This window comes from Pseudoalteromonas sp. Z9A6 (assembly GCF_011378805.1).
In the GTDB taxonomy this organism is placed as follows: domain Bacteria; phylum Pseudomonadota; class Gammaproteobacteria; order Enterobacterales; family Alteromonadaceae; genus Pseudoalteromonas; species Pseudoalteromonas distincta.
On the sequence record NZ_WTKZ01000025.1, the window covers coordinates 39,963 to 57,571 of the forward strand.

The 17,609-nt window shown below is 40.1% G+C and carries 17 protein-coding genes; 16 read left to right on the top strand and 1 reads right to left on the bottom strand.

Features of this window, described 5'->3' with window-relative positions:
- The first annotated feature begins 89 nt into the window (after positions 1 to 89).
- The 14 genes from mnmG to glmU all read left to right on the top strand — a co-directional run bounded on the left by mnmG (position 90) and on the right by glmU (position 13,104).
- Positions 90 to 1,979 carry a tRNA uridine-5-carboxymethylaminomethyl(34) synthesis enzyme MnmG gene (mnmG, locus tag GQR53_RS11085; protein WP_004335230.1) on the top strand — a complete coding sequence of 630 codons (1,890 nt, stop codon included), beginning with the start codon at positions 90 to 92 and terminating at the stop codon, positions 1,977 to 1,979.
- Positions 1,980 to 1,994: 15 nt separating this feature from the next.
- Positions 1,995 to 2,615, top strand: coding sequence for a 16S rRNA (guanine(527)-N(7))-methyltransferase RsmG (gene rsmG, locus GQR53_RS11090; RefSeq protein ID WP_039488568.1), 621 nt, complete (start codon positions 1,995 to 1,997; stop codon positions 2,613 to 2,615).
- 14 nt (positions 2,616 to 2,629) lie between these two features.
- Positions 2,630 to 3,415 (top strand): ParA family protein, encoded by a 786-nt coding sequence (locus GQR53_RS11095; protein WP_004335235.1) that lies wholly within the window; start codon positions 2,630 to 2,632, stop codon positions 3,413 to 3,415.
- Positions 3,416 to 3,435: 20 nt separating this feature from the next.
- Positions 3,436 to 4,362, top strand: coding sequence for a ParB/RepB/Spo0J family partition protein (locus tag GQR53_RS11100; RefSeq protein ID WP_039488567.1), 927 nt, complete (start codon positions 3,436 to 3,438; stop codon positions 4,360 to 4,362).
- A gap of 142 nt (positions 4,363 to 4,504) precedes the next feature.
- On the top strand, positions 4,505 to 4,885 hold the full coding sequence (locus GQR53_RS11105; protein WP_165743949.1) for an ATP synthase subunit I: 381 nt from the start codon (positions 4,505 to 4,507) through the stop codon (positions 4,883 to 4,885).
- 14 nt (positions 4,886 to 4,899) lie between these two features.
- Positions 4,900 to 5,757: a F0F1 ATP synthase subunit A gene (gene atpB, locus GQR53_RS11110; RefSeq protein WP_024597178.1), complete on the top strand. Its 858-nt coding sequence runs from the start codon at positions 4,900 to 4,902 to the stop codon at positions 5,755 to 5,757.
- 56 nt (positions 5,758 to 5,813) lie between these two features.
- A complete protein-coding gene (gene atpE, locus GQR53_RS11115) occupies positions 5,814 to 6,047 on the top strand; it encodes a F0F1 ATP synthase subunit C (protein ID WP_004335261.1) in 234 nt (77 codons plus the stop codon).
- A 41-nt stretch (positions 6,048 to 6,088) separates the two neighbouring features.
- On the top strand, positions 6,089 to 6,559 hold the full coding sequence (gene atpF / locus GQR53_RS11120; protein ID WP_004335264.1) for a F0F1 ATP synthase subunit B: 471 nt from the start codon (positions 6,089 to 6,091) through the stop codon (positions 6,557 to 6,559).
- A gap of 16 nt (positions 6,560 to 6,575) precedes the next feature.
- Positions 6,576 to 7,109, top strand: coding sequence for a F0F1 ATP synthase subunit delta (gene atpH / locus GQR53_RS11125; protein ID WP_008134949.1), 534 nt, complete (start codon positions 6,576 to 6,578; stop codon positions 7,107 to 7,109).
- A 14-nt stretch (positions 7,110 to 7,123) separates the two neighbouring features.
- Positions 7,124 to 8,665 (top strand): F0F1 ATP synthase subunit alpha, encoded by a 1,542-nt coding sequence (atpA, locus tag GQR53_RS11130; protein WP_004335270.1) that lies wholly within the window; start codon positions 7,124 to 7,126, stop codon positions 8,663 to 8,665.
- Positions 8,666 to 8,725: 60 nt separating this feature from the next.
- Positions 8,726 to 9,586: a F0F1 ATP synthase subunit gamma gene (atpG, locus tag GQR53_RS11135; RefSeq protein ID WP_024597176.1), complete on the top strand. Its 861-nt coding sequence runs from the start codon at positions 8,726 to 8,728 to the stop codon at positions 9,584 to 9,586.
- Between the two features lie 33 nt (positions 9,587 to 9,619).
- Entirely contained in the window at positions 9,620 to 11,005 is a 1,386-nt protein-coding gene (gene atpD / locus GQR53_RS11140; RefSeq protein WP_004335274.1) for a F0F1 ATP synthase subunit beta, read from the top strand.
- Between the two features lie 13 nt (positions 11,006 to 11,018).
- On the top strand, positions 11,019 to 11,441 hold the full coding sequence (locus GQR53_RS11145; protein WP_004335277.1) for a F0F1 ATP synthase subunit epsilon: 423 nt from the start codon (positions 11,019 to 11,021) through the stop codon (positions 11,439 to 11,441).
- A 304-nt stretch (positions 11,442 to 11,745) separates the two neighbouring features.
- A complete protein-coding gene (gene glmU, locus GQR53_RS11150; RefSeq protein WP_165743950.1) occupies positions 11,746 to 13,104 on the top strand; it encodes a bifunctional UDP-N-acetylglucosamine diphosphorylase/glucosamine-1-phosphate N-acetyltransferase GlmU in 1,359 nt (452 codons plus the stop codon).
- A 28-nt stretch (positions 13,105 to 13,132) separates the two neighbouring features.
- On the opposite strand, the gene GQR53_RS11155 is transcribed toward glmU, so the two are convergent.
- Positions 13,133 to 13,975: a LytTR family DNA-binding domain-containing protein gene (locus GQR53_RS11155; protein WP_165743951.1), complete on the bottom strand. Its 843-nt coding sequence runs from the start codon at positions 13,973 to 13,975 to the stop codon at positions 13,133 to 13,135.
- 144 nt (positions 13,976 to 14,119) lie between these two features.
- Between GQR53_RS11155 and GQR53_RS11160 the strand changes: the two genes are divergently transcribed.
- Both GQR53_RS11160 and GQR53_RS11165 read left to right on the top strand, forming a co-directional pair.
- Positions 14,120 to 15,304 carry a hypothetical protein gene (locus GQR53_RS11160; RefSeq protein WP_165743952.1) on the top strand — a complete coding sequence of 395 codons (1,185 nt, stop codon included), beginning with the start codon at positions 14,120 to 14,122 and terminating at the stop codon, positions 15,302 to 15,304.
- A gap of 83 nt (positions 15,305 to 15,387) precedes the next feature.
- Positions 15,388 to 17,181 (top strand): choice-of-anchor I family protein, encoded by a 1,794-nt coding sequence (locus GQR53_RS11165; RefSeq protein ID WP_165743953.1) that lies wholly within the window; start codon positions 15,388 to 15,390, stop codon positions 17,179 to 17,181.
- Positions 17,182 to 17,609 lie beyond the last annotated feature (428 nt).

Consider the following 17,609-nt stretch of genomic DNA (forward strand, 5'->3'; position numbering starts at 1 on the left):
TTTGTTTAATCATTTATCTTCTGCCAATTTCTAGGTAGAATACGCTCCCTTTTGAAGTTTACCGGTTTGATTTAAGTAGGATCCCATTAATGATTTTTCACGAAAATTTTGACGTTATCGTAGTAGGTGGTGGACATGCTGGCACTGAAGCCGCATTAGCAGCTGCCCGTATGGGGATGAATACCCTGCTACTGACTCACAATATGGATACCCTTGGTCAAATGTCTTGTAACCCAGCGATTGGTGGGATTGGCAAAGGTCATTTGGTAAAAGAAATTGATGCGCTTGGCGGTGCAATGGCACAGGCCATTGACAAAGGCGGGATCCAATTTCGCACACTAAACTCTTCAAAAGGACCTGCTGTTCGTGCAACTCGAGCACAAGCAGATCGCGCTTTGTACAAAGCAGCTATTCAAACAACATTACAAAATCAAGATAACCTTAAGATTTTTCAACAATCATGTGATGATCTTATTGTTGAAAACGATCGTGTTACTGGCGTAGTAACTCAAATGGGTTTACGTTTTAGTGCTCCAAGTGTTGTTTTAACCGTGGGTACTTTTTTAGGTGGCCAAATACACATTGGTTTAGAAAATTACAAAGGCGGTCGTGCTGGTGATCCACCATCAATTGCATTGGCTGAACGTTTACGCGAACACCCTTTTAGAGTGGATCGCTTAAAAACAGGTACTCCGCCACGTATTGATGCACGTACTGTTGATTTTACAAAAATGGAAGCACAGCCTGGTGATATGCCAACACCTGTATTTTCATTTATGGGTAAACAATCAGATCACCCACAACAAATACCGTGTTACATCACTTACACCAACGAAAAAACACATGATGTTATTCGTAAAAACCTACATCGCTCACCTATGTACTCAGGTGTTATTGAAGGTATTGGTCCACGCTACTGCCCATCAATTGAAGATAAAATTGTACGTTTTGCGGATAAAGATAAGCACCAAATATTTGTTGAACCTGAAGGCTTAACATCATACGAATTATATCCAAATGGTATTTCTACTAGTTTACCGTTTGATGTACAACTTGAGATTGTGCAATCTATTTCTGGTTTTGAAAATGCACATATTTGTCGACCAGGCTATGCAATAGAATATGACTACTTTGATCCACGTGATTTAAAACAGTCTTTAGAAACAAAATTTATCGAAGGCTTATTTTTCGCGGGTCAAATTAACGGCACTACCGGTTATGAAGAAGCGGGTGCACAAGGCTTAATTGCAGGTATGAATGCTGCGTTAAAAGTGCAAGGTAAAGATTCTTGGACGCCACGTCGCGATGAAGCTTACGTGGGTGTATTAATCGACGACTTAGCAACACTGGGTACGAAAGAACCGTACCGCATGTTTACTAGCCGTGCCGAATACCGTTTACTACTTCGTGAAGATAATGCAGATATTCGCTTAACTGAAAAAGGCCGTGAGCTGGGTTTAGTTAATGACGAACGTTGGCAGGCATTTAACGAAAAAATGGAAGTAATTGAGAAAGAAAAACAACGCATTAAAGATACGTGGATTCATAAAGATCACGTCGTTGTTGATCAAGTAAATGCATTACTAAAAACACCATTAACTCGTGAAGCAAGTTTAGAAGAATTACTTCGTCGTCCAGAGATTCGTTATAACGATCTTATGGCTATTGACGGTTTAGGATCTGAATTTACAAACGTAGCAGCACTTGAACAAGTTGAGATCCATACTAAGTACGCAGGCTATATTGCGCGTCAACAGGATGAGATCAATAAGCAGCTTCGTCATGAGCAAACAATTTTACCAAAAGAGTTTGATTACAAAACTGTATCAGGTTTATCAAATGAGGTTGTTGCTAAGCTTATTGAGTCACGTCCAGACACTATTGGCCAAGCATCGCGTATTTCTGGTATCACCCCAGCGGCGATTTCGCTATTATTAGTGTATCTGAAGAAGCAAGGCTTATTACGCAAATCTGCGTAACGATAAGGGTACATAGTGTTACAGCAACAATTAACTACATTGTTAGCGCAAACTGATATTGCGCTAACACAAAAACAACAGCAACAGCTAGTTCGTTACGTCGAGTTATTAGATAAGTGGAATAAAGCTTATAATTTAACTTCGGTACGCTTACCTGAAGAAATGATGATTAAGCATATTATGGATAGTTTAGTTGTTGCACCTCACTTACCCGGTCATCATTATATTGATGTTGGCACAGGGCCTGGCCTTCCGGGCATTGTATTAGCGATTGCATTACCTAACACACAATTTGTGTTACTAGATAGTCTAGGTAAACGCGTTCGCTTTTTAATGCATGTTAAACATGAGCTTGGCCTTGATAACGTAACACCTGTTCAGTCAAGAGTTGAAGAATATCAGCCAAGTGTTAAATTAGATGGCGTACTCAGTCGTGCATTTGCTTCATTACAAGATATGGTTGACTGGTGTTCGCACTTAATTGATCATTCGGGTAAATTTATAGCGCTTAAAGGTGTGTTCCCTAGTGAAGAGCTAGAGTCATTACCTACTGGCGTTAAGTTTGAGCAAAAAATTGCATTAGAAGTACCTAAGTTAGATGCACAACGACATTTAATTATTCTTTCTAAAGACTAGGGATCAGAGACACCGTGGCAAAAGTCATCGCATTAGCAAATCAAAAAGGTGGAGTGGGTAAAACTACAACCGCTGTAAACCTCGCTGCGTCTATGGCTGCAACGAAACGTAAAGTGCTGTTAATTGATCTCGATCCGCAAGGCAATGCGACTATGGGAAGTGGCGTAGATAAGTACGGCGACGTACCAACTATTTACGACTTACTCATTGAAGATAAACCTATAGAAGACGTTATTATCAAAGAAACGTCTGGCGAATACCATATGATTGCTGCAAACGGTGATGTAACCGCTGCAGAAGTTAAATTGATGGAATTATTTGCCCGTGAAGTGCGTTTACGTAACGCACTTGAAAAAATTCAGGATCAGTACGAATTTATTTTTATCGACTGTCCACCCTCTTTAAATATGTTAACTGTTAACGCAATGGCCGCAGCTGATTCTATTTTAGTGCCAATGCAGTGTGAGTATTATGCACTTGAAGGTTTAACCGCATTAATGGATACGATTACGCAGCTTGCTAAGTTAGTAAACCCTAGCTTACAAATTGAAGGCATACTTCGTACTATGTACGATCCGCGTAACCGTTTAGCGAATGACGTATCAGAACAATTAAAACAACATTTTGGCGACAAAGTATACCGTACGGTGATCCCGCGTAATGTTCGTTTAGCAGAGGCACCTAGTTTTGGTACACCTGCTATGTATTATGACCGGGCATCAAGTGGCGCTAAAGCATATTTAGCACTCGCTGGTGAAATGTTACGTAGAAAAGAAAAAACAGCGTCCGTTGTCGCCTAACTTTGAGGTAAAAAAATAACATGTCTGCTAAAAAACGAGGTTTAGGCCGAGGACTCGATGCACTTTTAAGTTCGTCAAAGCCTACACCGAGCGCAAGCAAGGAACAAGACACATCAAACGTGACTGAAGCTGTAAAAAATGCGGCTGGGCCAAATAACAGTGAATTACAAAAACTCCCAATCGAGTTTTTACACTCTGGTAAATATCAACCTCGTAAAGACATGTCCGAAGAGGCACTAGAAGAGCTTGCTAGTTCTATTCGCTCACAAGGTATTATTCAACCTATAGTCGTGCGCCCTATTGCACAAAATAGTTTTGAAATTATCGCCGGTGAGCGTCGTTGGCGTGCAGCGCAAATAGCTAAGCTTGAAACAGTACCTTGTATTATTAAAGACGTACCAGATGAAGCTGCAGTTGCTATTGCGCTAATAGAAAATATTCAACGTGAAGATTTAAATGCTATGGAAGAAGCGGTTGCGTTAAATCGCTTACTTAATGAATTTGAACTAACACATCAACAAGTAGCAGATGCGGTTGGCAAATCACGCACTACAGTAACTAACTTACTTCGTTTAAATAATTTAAACAGTGATGTAAAAATTCTGTTAGAACATGGCGACATTGAAATGGGGCACGCTCGTTGTTTATTAGCCCTTGAGGGAGAAGCACAATCAGATGCTGCTCGTTTAGCTGTCGCTAAAGCACTAACCGTTCGTGAAACCGAGAAGTTAGTTCGTTCAATTTTAGAACCAGTGCCAGCTAAAGAAATAGCTGAAAAAGATCCAGATGTTAAACAGTTAGAGCAGCAACTCGCTGAAAACCTAGGTGCCAAAGTAGAAATAAATTACAACAAAAAAGGCAAAGGTAAGCTTGTTATTTCTTATACTAATTTGGACGAACTTGACGGCATTTTAAATCGCATTAATCAAGACAATACCCACCATTAGTTTTCTACATGTCTAAAAAGGGACATTTGTAGCTATTTCGTGTTACAAAGCGTCTACTCAAGTTGCAAAACTGGCAGGATTAAGTATAATTTCGCCAGTTTTCACACCCTAACAATTAGAACGCAATAAAGGTTAACTAAACGTGACTGATAAGTTAGCGAGTCCATATCGACTTGCCGTATTAAAGTTAATTTGCCTTCAGGGTGTTGTAGCATTAGTTACTGCTGTAATTATTTGTTTTAGTTCGGGAGTCAATGCCGCGCTTTCATCACTCGCTGGTGGAGTTGTCGCAGTACTTCCGCACTTTGTATTTGGTCTTTATGCATTCCGACATATGGGTGCAAGTCGAGCAAATCAAGCGTATGCCTCGTTGAAACGCGGCAACGGATTAAAATTTATGCTAACAATTGTATTGTTTGCGCTAGTACTGAAGCATTTTCCGGTAATTTTATTACCCTTTTTTAGTACTTATATACTGGCGCTCTTTACTGGATTGTTCGCACCCGTTTTTTTTAAACATTAACTTTGGGATATAACATGGCAGCAGAAGAAGTTACTCTATCTGGCCATATCCAGCACCATTTGACCAATGCTAAGATGTGTTCGACCGATACAGGTCTCGCCTTCAATAAAGCATGTACGGATAGTGGTTTCTGGACATGGCATATAGATACCCTCGCATGGTCTATCGGTTTAGGTCTTATATTTTTATGGATCTTTCGTAGTGCCGCTAAAAAATCAACACTAGGTGTACCTGGAAAATTTCAATGTTTCATTGAAATGGTAGTAGAGTTTGTTGGTGACAACGTACGTGATACTTTCCATGGTAAAAGCAAGCTTATTGCACCATTAGCATTAACAATATTCGTTTGGATATTTTTAATGAACTTAATGGATTTAATACCGGTTGACTTTTTACCTGCATTAGCTGGTTTTGTTGGTGAAACTGCGTTTGGTATGGATTCACACGATGTGTACATGAAAATTGTACCAACGACTGACATTAATATGACTGCAGCGCTAGCACTGGGTGTATTTATTTTAATGATAGGCTACTCAATTAAAATAAAAGGCATCGGTGGTTTTATTAAAGAGCTAACACTTCACCCGTTTAGTTCAAATAATACTGCACTACAAATCCTTTTAATCCCGTTTAACTTATTACTTGAACTGATTGCGCTGGTTTCTAAACCGTTTTCATTAGCGCTACGTTTGTTTGGTAACTTATATGCAGGTGAATTGATTTTCATCTTGATCGGCGCTATCGGATTTATGCAATTACCATTGCATTTTGTTTGGGCTGTATTCCACATCTTAGTAATTGTATTGCAAGCATTCGTATTTATGATGCTAACAATCGTATACCTAAGTATGGCAAGCTCAGATAATCACTAATTTTTACAACCTTTAATATTTAACTTTAATTTACAATTGAAACTTTGGAGAAAAAAATGGAACTAGTATTAGGTCTTAAGTATATCGCAGTAGCTTTACTAATCGGCTTTGGTGCAATCGGCACAGCAATCGGTTTTGGTAACATGGGCGGTAAATTCCTTGAAGCATGTGCGCGTCAACCTGAGCTTGCACCTTCGCTACAAGTTAAGATGTTTATTCTTGCTGGTCTAATCGATGCTGTAGCAATGATTGGTGTTGGTATCGCTATGGTATTGTTGTTCGTACTTTAATTTTATTTTTTGAACAGCTTACTATTTAAGGAGGAGCGGTTGTGAACTTAAACGCCACTCTTATCGGTGAATTGATTGCGTTTACGGTGTTCGTATTATTTTGTATGAAATACGTATGGCCACCACTAAACGGTGCAATTGAAGCTCGCCAGAAAAAAATCGAAGATGGTTTAGCTGCCTCTGATAGAGCCGAAAAAGACTTAGAACTTGCGCAAAAGAAAGCTGCTGAACAGCTTAAAGATGCAAAAGCTCAAGCGGCTGATATCATTGATCAAGCTAAAAAGCGTGCAGTGCTAATTGTTGACGAAGAAACACTTCGTGGTCAGCAAGAGCGTGAAAGTATCATTGCTCAAGGGCACTCTGAAGTTGAGTCTGAACGTAATCGCATAACAGAAGAGCTACGTAAGCAAGTAGCAACTCTGGCAGTGATTGGTGCAGAACGTATTTTAGAGCGTGAAATTAATCAAGCCGCACATAGTGACATCGTTGAAAAACTTGTCGCTGAGCTGTAATTAGGAGGGTATGAGCATGTCTAATTTGACTACTATCGCTCGCCCATACGCTAAAGCGGCTTTTGAACTTGCCGTTGAGAAAGGCACCCTAGAAAGCTGGAATGATATGTTGTTCTTTGCAGGCCACGTAGCCAGCAATGAACAAGCATCATCTGCTTTAGCAGGTATGCCTACAGCTACTGCACAAGCTGAATTATTTATTCAACTTTGTGCTGAGCAGCTCAACGAACAAGGTCAGAACCTAGTTAAGGTGATGGCTGAAAATGGACGTTTGACAGCTCTACCTGACGTTGCTGAGTTATTTGCTGAATTTAAAGCACAATACGATAAAGAAATCGAAGTAGATGTGATTTCTGCAACTCCTCTTGTTGCTGCGCAACAAGAGTCATTGGTAGCGGCACTTGAAAAACGTTTCGCACGCAAAGTTAAGCTGAATTGTAGTGAAGACGCGTCAGTGGTTGGTGGACTTATTATTAGGTCTGGCGACACTGTAATCGACGGTACTATTCGCGGTAAATTAAGCCGCTTAGCTACAACACTACAATCGTAATTGGGAAAAAGAGCATGCAACTTAATTCCACTGAAATTTCAGATCTGATCAAACAACGTATTGAGAAGTTCGAAGTTGTAAGTGAAGCTCGTAACGAAGGTACTATTGTATCTGTTACTGACGGTATCATCCGCATCCACGGTCTTGCTGACTGTATGCAAGGTGAAATGATTGAGCTTCCTGGCAGCCGTTATGCTATCGCACTAAACCTTGAGCGCGACTCAATTGGTGCAGTAGTAATGGGTCCGTACGCTGACCTTACTGAAGGCGTAAAAGTATATACAACTGGTCGTATTTTAGAAGTTCCTGTTGGTCCTGGTCTACTTGGTCGTGTTGTAAACACACTAGGTGCTCCAATCGATGGTAAAGGCGCTTTAGATAACGACGGGTTTGAACCTGTAGAAAAAATTGCACCAGGTGTAATCGAGCGTAAATCAGTAGATGAGCCAGTTCAAACTGGTTATAAATCTATCGATGCGATGATTCCAGTTGGTCGTGGTCAACGTGAACTTATCATCGGTGACCGTCAAACAGGTAAAACTGCACTAGCAATCGATGCAATCATCAATCAAAAAGACACAGGCGTTAAGTGTGTGTACGTTGCGATTGGTCAAAAAGCATCTACTATTGCAAACGTAGTTCGTAAATTAGAAGAGCATGGTGCATTAGCAAATACTATCGTAGTTGTTGCATCTGCTTCTGAATCTGCGGCACTTCAGTACTTAGCACCGTTCGCGGGCTGTACTATGGGTGAATACTTCCGTGACCGTGGTGAAAACGCATTAATCGTATATGATGATTTGTCTAAGCAAGCAGTAGCTTACCGTCAAATTTCATTACTACTTAAGCGTCCACCAGGCCGTGAAGCATACCCAGGTGACGTATTCTACCTTCACTCTCGTCTTTTAGAGCGTGCATCGCGTGTAAACGCAGATTACGTTGAAAAGTTCACTAATGGTGAAGTGAAAGGTAAAACTGGTTCATTGACGGCATTGCCAATCATTGAAACTCAAGGCGGCGACGTTTCTGCGTTCGTACCGACTAACGTTATCTCTATCACCGATGGTCAGATCTTCTTAGAAACTGACTTATTCAACTCAGGTATCCGTCCGGCAGTAAATGCTGGTATCTCGGTATCGCGTGTTGGTGGTGCTGCACAAACTAAAATCGTTAAGAAACTAGGTGGCGGTATTCGTCTAGCCCTAGCTCAGTACCGTGAATTAGCTGCGTTCTCGCAGTTCGCGTCTGACCTTGATGATGCTACTCGTGCTCAACTTGAGCATGGTGAGCGTGTAACAGAGCTAATGAAGCAGAAACAGTACGCGCCAATGTCTGTTGCTGAAATGTCTTTGTCGTTATTTGCTGCTGAAAAAGGCTTCCTTCAAGACATCGAAATCGCGAAAATCGGTGACTTTGAAGCAGCTTTACTTTCTTATGCAACTAGCACATACGCAGAGCTTGTGGCTCAAATCAATGAAACTGGTAACTTGAATGCCGAGATCGAAGCGCAGCTTAAAGAACTTCTTACGAAGTTCAAGTCTACGCAAACTTGGTAATTTAGTTATTAATGGTGCGCTTTAGGAAACTAAAGCACACCTTGATTCGGAGAGAGAGTCATGGCCAGCGGAAAAGAGATTAAAAGCAAGATCGGGAGTATTAAAAATACTCAAAAGATCACTAGCGCAATGGAAATGGTTGCTGCGTCTAAAATGAAAAGGGCGCAAGAACGCGTTGCTTCAAGCCGTCCATACGCTAATAAATTACGTGAAGTAATTGGTCGTGTTGCTCAAGCAAATCTTGATTTTACTCACCCGTTCTTAAAAGAACGTGAAGTGAAACGAGTTGGTTATATTGTTATCTCTACAGACCGTGGTCTGTGTGGCGGTTTAAACTCAAACGAGTTTAAGAAAGTTGCACTTGATGTTAAAGCGTGGAAAGAGAAAGGTGTTGATGCTGAATTTGCTACTTTAGGTAGTAAGGCAGCAGGCTTCTTTCAACGTTTTGGTGGTCAACTACTCGCTAAAAAAGCGGGCCTAGGAGATAAACCTTCAGTACAAGACGTTATTGGTCCTGTAAAAATTATGCTTGATGCATTTTCTGAAGGCAAAATAGACCGTTTATTCTTGGTATATAACAAATTCGTTAATACCATGAAGCAAGAGCCAATTATAGATCAGTTACTCCCTTTGCCAAAAGCTGAAGAAGAAGTATCTGCTCACACATGGGATTACTTATACGAGCCAAACCCAGAGGCTATTTTAGAGTCTTTGTTAGTACGCTTTATTGAGTCTCAAGCATACCAAGGTGTGGTAGAAAATGCTGCCTCAGAACAGGCTGCTCGTATGGTTGCAATGAAAGCTGCAACTGATAACGCAGGTGACCTTATGGACGAGCTACAGCTTGTTTATAACAAGGCTCGCCAAGCAGCAATCACACAAGAAATTAGTGAGATTTGTTCTGGCTCAGCAGCAGTTTAATGCTTCGGGTAAAGATTAACGAGAGGAATAGACATGAGTTTAGGTAAGGTCGTCCAAATTATCGGCGCCGTTGTGGATATTGAATTTCCACAAGATAGCGTGCCAGCGGTATACCACGCACTAAGAGTAACAGATGGCGATTTAGCTGGTTTGACTTTAGAAGTTCAACAACAGCTAGGTGGCGGTGTAGTGCGTACTATCGCTATGGGTACTACTGATGGTTTACGCCGTAGTGCTTTAGTTATGAATACAGGTGAATCGATTCAAGTTCCAGTTGGTAAAGCAACACTTGGTCGTATCATGAACGTACTTGGTGAGCCAATCGATGAAGCGGGTCCAATCGGCGAAGAAGACCGTATGTCTATTCACCGTGCAGCGCCTTCATACGAAGAGCAATCAAGTTCAGTTGAGCTTTTAGAAACTGGTATCAAGGTTATCGACCTTGTATGTCCGTTTGCTAAAGGTGGTAAAGTTGGTTTATTCGGTGGTGCCGGTGTTGGTAAAACTGTAAACATGATGGAACTTATCCGTAACATCGCAATCGAGCACAGCGGCTACTCAGTATTCGCAGGTGTTGGTGAGCGTACGCGTGAGGGTAACGATTTCTACCATGAGATGAACGATTCAAACGTACTTGATAAAGTATCGCTTGTATACGGTCAGATGAACGAGCCTCCAGGTAACCGTTTACGCGTAGCGTTAACAGGTCTTACTATGGCTGAAAAGTTCCGTGATGAAGGTCGCGATGTACTTTTCTTCGTAGATAATATCTACCGTTATACACTTGCTGGTACTGAAGTATCTGCACTTCTTGGTCGTATGCCATCAGCGGTAGGTTACCAGCCTACACTTGCTGAAGAAATGGGTGTGCTTCAAGAGCGTATCGCTTCAACTAAGACTGGTTCAATTACATCAATCCAAGCGGTATACGTACCTGCGGATGATTTAACAGATCCATCTCCAGCAACTACCTTTGCTCACTTAGACGCAACAGTAGTACTTTCACGTGATATCGCATCACTTGGTATCTACCCAGCGGTAGACCCACTTGATTCATCTTCACGTCAACTTGACCCACAAGTAATTGGTCAAGAGCACTACGATACAGCACGTGGCGTTCAAACAGTTCTTCAGCGTTACAAAGAACTTAAAGACATCATTGCAATCCTAGGTATGGACGAGCTTTCTGACGAAGATAAGCAACTTGTATCTCGTGCACGTAAAATCCAACGTTTCCTATCTCAGCCATTCTTCGTGGCAGAGGTGTTTACAGGCGCGTCTGGTAAATACGTATCACTGAAAGATACAATTGCTGGCTTCAAAGGCATTTTAAACGGCGAGTTTGATGAGCTTCCAGAGCAAGCGTTTTACATGGTTGGCTCTATCGAAGAAGCTCAAGAAAAAGCCAAAGGCATGTAACTAGGAGGGTAGTATGACAGCTATGACTGTACATCTTGACGTAGTAAGCGCAGAGCAGAGCTTGTTCTCTGGTCTTGTTGAATCGATTCAAGTATCTGGTAGTGAAGGCGAGCTGGGTGTAAACCTAGGTCATGCTCCACTACTAACTGCCCTTAAACCTGGTATGGTACGTTTAGTTAAGCAATATGGTCACGAAGATGTGTTATATGTTGCTGGCGGTACATTAGAAGTTCAACCAAATCACATCACGATTCTTGCAGATACTGCGGTTCGTGGTGAAGATTTAGATGAAGATTCTGTACAAAAAGCTAAACGTGAAGCTGAAGAACATATGGCGAATTCGTCAGCTGTTGAGTTTGATTATCAACAAGCGGCTACGCGACTGGCAGAAGCAGTTGCTCAGTTACGCGTAATTCAGCAATTACGTCACAAGTAAGCCTATCCGGTTTTGAAAAGCCCACTTTATGTGGGCTTTTTTGTGTCTGTAATTTAAACATGGTGTATCGCTTATTTATAATTGTTAAATAACAGGTCTATCAGACTATTATCTGTGCTTTATCACTTATATCCTTCACCAATCCTCGCTACAATAACGTCATCCAATTAAGTGTGTTTTTCAGTCAAGATTCAGTACGAATAAACTAACCTACTGAGTATCTGCATAAAAAGTGATTTACGTAATCTTCTGCACAAACATAATACTTATTTAGCTAAAACAACGGAAAAAGGAAATTGTTTTAATGGCTCTAACAACTGTTATTCTTGCTGCGGGTAAAGGTACTCGTATGCGCTCTGCTCTACCTAAAGTTTTGCACAATGTTGCAGGTAAACCAATGGTACAGCACGTTATTGATAATGCGATGGCAATAGGTGCAACGACTACAAACTTAGTTTACGGACACGGCGGCGATCTATTACAACAACAACTTGCCGATAACGATGTAAATTGGGTACTTCAAGCAGAACAACTCGGTACTGGCCACGCAGTAGCGCAAGCCAACTCTCATATTAACGATGAAGACACAGTATTGATTTTATACGGCGATGTACCGCTAACAAAACAATCAACTCTAGAGCGTTTATTAGCTGCAACACCTAAAAATGGTTTAGCGGTATTAACGGTAAATTTGGTAAACCCAAATGGCTACGGTCGAATGCTTCGTGTTGGTGGTAAGTTGGTCGGTATTGTTGAGCAAAAAGATGCAAGCTCAGAGCAGTTACTTATTAACGAAGTAAATACAGGCATTATGGCTGTTAACGGTAAGCTATTAAAAACATGGTTAGGTAACTTATCTAACAATAATGCACAAGGCGAGTACTACTTAACAGATATCGTTGCAATGGCGCACAGTGAAGGCGTAGAGATCACTTCAGCGCAACCAGATCATGCAATGGAAGTTGAAGGCGCAAATAACCGTGTACAACTTGCAGGATTAGAGCGCGCTTACCAAGCATGGCAAGCAGAAGAGTTAATGTTAAATGGCGCAACACTTGCCGACCCTGCTCGTATTGATGTTCGCGGAAATGTTAAAACAGGCGAAGACGTATTAGTTGATATAAACGTTATCTTTGAAGGTGATGTAACCCTTGGTAACAATGTACAAATTGGCCCTAACTGTGTACTTAAAAACTGTACCATAGGCGATAACGTGGTAATAAAAGCTAATACCTTAATTGAAGATGCAAGCGTAGCTGCTAAATGTACGCTGGGCCCTTATGCTCGCCTTCGCCCTGGCGCTGTTATGGAAGAAGACTCGCACATTGGTAACTTTGTTGAGATGAAAAAAACCCGTTTAGGCAAAGGCTCAAAAGCCAACCACTTAAGTTATTTAGGTGATGCTGAAATTGGCGAAAAAGTGAATATTGGCGCTGGCACTATTACCTGCAACTACGATGGTGTTAATAAATCAAAAACTATTATTGGCGATAATGCTTTTATTGGCTCTAATTCATCACTCGTTGCCCCAGTAAATATAGGCGCAACTGCAACAATTGGTGCAGGCTCTGTGATCACCAGTACCGTTGAAGATGACCAATTAGCAATAGCACGCTCTAAACAGCGTAATTTAACGGGTTGGAAACGCCCAGTTAAAAAATAACAATTAGAGGCTACTTAGGTAGCCTTTTTTATTTTAGTTGAAGTTTAAATTGCTCTTTATAGCGTCTAGATAGGTTTAGTACTTTACCTGTAGTTAATTTTATTTCACTGTCGCCACTGGATAGTGGTGTAATAGACTCCACTTTATCGAGTTTTACGCCATGGCTGCGGTGAATTCTACAAAACCCCTGCACTTCAAGTTGTTTACTTAATGCTGTAAGCGTTGCCCTTAACTGATATATACGTGAGCCTATATGTAGGTTTACATAATTACCCGACGATTCAAGCCAATCAACATCCTCTATTTTTATAATGAATTCTTTTCCGAGCTTTTTAACTAATAGGCGGTTTATGGTCGATGTTGTTTGCTGCTCACTTTCTTCAATTGAAGAGGCTTCACCTAGTAACTGCTGCACCACATATTGATATACTTTGATAAGTACGATGAAAAACACAAAGCTTATAGCGTCTTTCTGGTATTCATAAATAAGCTCAAACCAGCTAAGTCCAAAGTTGTAAGACCCATCATTCAACAAATATATGAATTTACGAACCCCTACCATAATACCAACGTGTAACACGCTAAATATAATAGAGGCAGCAAAGTACATACCTAATGAGGCCGTAATATTTTGCCAATTAAAAGATAAGTGTCTTAAAAACCAAATTAAAATAGGGAATATAAGCAAAGTACTCAAGGCACTTGAATACTCCCAAACAAATGGCTCCCACATTAAAAAAGTTAAAGCTCCTTCTCTTTGGGCTTCGATTATTTGGGTTGTAGCGTTTACTGTATTATTAATTAATACGTAAGCACACAGTAATACTGATGCGTAAATGCTTTGAAAACGTTGAAAGTGCTGTAGGTTCATAAATATATGCTTATTGCTGACGTGGCACGCTTATCCCTGTATACCACCTTTTATCACTATTGCTTGTAATATAAGCACTTATAGATAGTTTTAGCGAGAGCTTTAGGTATGAATAACGCATAACATACATAAAGTAGTAAAAGCATGAGCACTCAAGTACAACAACCTTCATTAGTTAATTCGCGTAAATATTACCTTGATTGGCTTAGGATAATCGCATTTGCGTCGCTAATTTTTTATCACATTGGCATGTTGTATAGTGAAAACTGGGGATTTCATTTTAAAAGTAATTATACATCACAGTATGTTGAATATTTAATGTTGGTGTTTTCACCTTGGCGCATGTTGCTCATTTGGTTTATATCGGGCGTAGCACTGCGTTTTATGATTGATAAAGTACGCAGCTTTAAGTCTTGGTTACATTTCACCTTATACCGCTCTATTTTTTTACTATTACCCTTGCTGGTGGGGTTATGGTTAATAGTGCCTTTACAGCTGTTTGCAGAAATGTCGCAGCACGATGTTATTGATATTAGCTATTGGCAATTTTATTTAGCTTTTATAGAGACTAACAATACGCTTTTTATTAATTATCAGTCTGGAGTGTGGCAATTTATGCTGATCATTATTGTTTTAACTCTTTTTGCACGCTTGCCCTTTATTGCGCCTTTAAAAACATTTGTTAAGGGGGGTGTGTCATTTGGGTTTTTAATTACCTTGCTCACTATTGCCATACTATTTACAAGCTATTACTTAACTGGCGATTCAATTAGAGAGACTAACGGCTTAATACTGCTACTCGGAGGATACATATTTGCTAAAAACACTTACTTTTGGAACTGCTTAAATAAAAAATTAGTATTACTAGCTTTGAGTTTTGCGGTTTTGTTTGTACTTATAATATTGAGTTATCAGAAGGTGTTTACTCTTCCTCATTTTATTTTAAGCGCTAGCTACAATATTCAACGTGTTGTAGGTGTATTTTTTGTACTTGCGCTCGCTCACCGATTTTTAAATTTTAATACTTACTATTTAAAACAGCTCAATGTATGGGTGTTTCCCTTTTATTTATTGCATCAAAGCATTTTGATTATTTTGTGTTTTTTACTACAGCCTTTAAGTTTAGGGCCTGTTGCTGAACCATTCATCATTATTACAGGGACTTGGTCTTTTTGCGGTGTTATTACATGGGGTATTACACGTATTGATGTACTTAGACCTTTGCTAGGGGTTGCAATTAAACGAGATTATTCCCCGACTGTAAAAATACTTGGCTATACGGCCGCTTTAATTTTAATAACTCCGCTAGCGTATAAGCTAATTACTTAGGCTAAGGGGCTGTATTAAAATTGCCATAATCTTGTCATGCCTGTGTGTTGATATTTAGAAAATACAATACTAAGGAAAATCACATGTTTAAAAAATCAATTATTGCGCTGTCACTTATATCTGTTCTTACTGGTTGCTCACTTGATGGTGACGATGGCCAAAACGGCTTTCAAGGATTACAGGGAGAACAAGGCACAACTGGAACTAATGGGATAAATGGTGTAAATGCTAATTCAGTATTAAATATTAGCCTCGTAGGAAGAGGAGTATTAAATGCACAAAGTCCAGAAGGTGCCGCTGAAATAGTTGCTTACCAAGCATCTAAAAAATGGATTTACGCTATTAACAGTTCAGGCGATGACGCAGTTATTAATATTTTACCCGCCGACACCTTTGATACTGCAGCACTCGTTAAAGATAACGAAGGGGTTATCAGCGCCACAAATTTAACGTCCGTTATTACGTTGTCTTTAAACGAGCATACCCAAGGCGATGCAAACAGCATTGCTATTGATGAAAATAATAATTTACTAGCGGTCGCAATGGCTGCTAAAAGCACGGGTGATGCAGGTCAAATTGCTTTTTACGATATAAGCGGCGACTCACCTGTATTTATTAAAAATATAACGGTCGGATTTTTACCAGACATGGTGACGTTCACCCATGATGGCGCAAAGGCAGTGGTTGCTAACGAAGGTGAACCAAGTGGCGACTACAGCGTAGATCCTGAAGGTTCTATTAGTATTATCGATATAACAAATAATGTAATAGCCGATACAGCAATAAATATTGATTTTAAAGCCTATAACAACAAACAAACCGAACTAGAAGCACAAGGGGTAGTTTTTGCAAACCCAAATGGTCGTACTATAAACGGTAATCTGATAAATACCACAGTAGCTATGGATTTAGAGCCCGAGTACGTTAGCATTTCTAAAGATAACAAATATGCTTATGTATCTATTCAAGAAAACAATGCACTTGCAATAGTTAACCTACAAGACAACAGCCTTGAGCTAAAAGGCTTAGGCTTTAAAGATTGGTCAAGCTTACAACTTGATGCCTCAGATAAAGACGGCGGCGTGAATTTTAAATCATACCCAGGGCTTTATGGTATGTACCAGCCCGATACTATCTCAAGCTTTAGTTGGAAAGGCGCTAACTTTATAGTTACTGCCAACGAAGGTGACGCAAGAGAATACTTTTTTGATACAGCGGATGAAGCAGACTGTATAGCAAAGGGCGGACTTGATTACGATAAAGACGACGGCTGCTTAGCTTATATAGATGAGAGCCGCGTTGAAGATTTAACGCTTGCAGCTAATTTTGATTACTTAAATAATGACGATGATGATATTGGTCGCTTAAAAGTAACAACAATAAAAGGCGATACTAATAACGATGGCCAATACGAATCGCTTTATGCTTATGGTGCACGTTCGTTTACCATTTGGGACAGCAATGGGCTGGTGGTGTTTGATTCAGGCGATGATATAGGTCGTATTACTGCATCGGTTCATGGTGAAGCGTTTAACAACAATGAAGATGAAAACAAAGGTGACTCACGTTCAGATGATAAAGGTGCAGAGCCAGAAGCGCTGACTATTGGTAAAATTGACGATCGTACATTTGCTTTTATAGGGCTCGAGCGTATGGGTGGGATTATGGTTTATGATATTACCAATCCATATAATGTGCAGTTTGAAGACTACTTCTATAATAGAGGCTTAATTAAAGACGCTAATATTACAGGCGATTTAGCGCCTGAAGGAATGGAATTCGTTCCAGCAGAGCAGAGTGCGACAGGAAACCCACTCTTAATCGTTGGAAATGAAATATCAGGCTCCATTGCCGTATGGGAAATAGCATCTAAATAAACCTTTAATTTAAAATAAAGCTGTGTGTTGTTTGTTTAACATACAGCTTAGTTTAAACCTTACTATACATCATCAATAGATACATATGTTGTGCGTGTTTTTTAAACTAAAAGTATCCTGTAGCCCTTTATTTGTATAGCTTTCATACTAAATTCATTTAATTGTCAAAAAGCTGAAATAAAACATTGACCCCCGCTCGAATCTCCCTATAATGCGACCCCACTGAGACGGGAAACGCCAACGCATAGCGAGGCACGAACTACTCAGAGAGTTAAATAAAACTTCGGTTTTAAATTGTCGAAAGAAAGTTTAAAACAAAGTGTTGACTCGAAAAATAAAGGGTGTATTATTCGCATCCCTTGAGGCGCTAAGGCGACTCAAACGTTCTTTAACAATATAAAGCAATCATCTGTGTGGGCACTCGTACA

Coding starts and splice junctions, on each gene's coding strand:
- atpD (WP_004335274.1), top strand. CDS start 9,620: ATGAGTTTAGGTAAGGTCGTCCAAATTATCGGCGCCGTTGTGGATATT.
- mnmG (WP_004335230.1), top strand. CDS start 90: ATGATTTTTCACGAAAATTTTGACGTTATCGTAGTAGGTGGTGGACAT.
- atpH (WP_008134949.1), top strand. CDS start 6,576: ATGTCTAATTTGACTACTATCGCTCGCCCATACGCTAAAGCGGCTTTT.
- GQR53_RS11100 (WP_039488567.1), top strand. CDS start 3,436: ATGTCTGCTAAAAAACGAGGTTTAGGCCGAGGACTCGATGCACTTTTA.
- atpB (WP_024597178.1), top strand. CDS start 4,900: ATGGCAGCAGAAGAAGTTACTCTATCTGGCCATATCCAGCACCATTTG.
- GQR53_RS11145 (WP_004335277.1), top strand. CDS start 11,019: ATGACAGCTATGACTGTACATCTTGACGTAGTAAGCGCAGAGCAGAGC.
- atpG (WP_024597176.1), top strand. CDS start 8,726: ATGGCCAGCGGAAAAGAGATTAAAAGCAAGATCGGGAGTATTAAAAAT.
- GQR53_RS11160 (WP_165743952.1), top strand. CDS start 14,120: ATGAGCACTCAAGTACAACAACCTTCATTAGTTAATTCGCGTAAATAT.
- glmU (WP_165743950.1), top strand. CDS start 11,746: ATGGCTCTAACAACTGTTATTCTTGCTGCGGGTAAAGGTACTCGTATG.
- atpE (WP_004335261.1), top strand. CDS start 5,814: ATGGAACTAGTATTAGGTCTTAAGTATATCGCAGTAGCTTTACTAATC.
- GQR53_RS11165 (WP_165743953.1), top strand. CDS start 15,388: ATGTTTAAAAAATCAATTATTGCGCTGTCACTTATATCTGTTCTTACT.
- atpA (WP_004335270.1), top strand. CDS start 7,124: ATGCAACTTAATTCCACTGAAATTTCAGATCTGATCAAACAACGTATT.
- GQR53_RS11155 (WP_165743951.1), bottom strand. CDS start 13,975: ATGAACCTACAGCACTTTCAACGTTTTCAAAGCATTTACGCATCAGTA.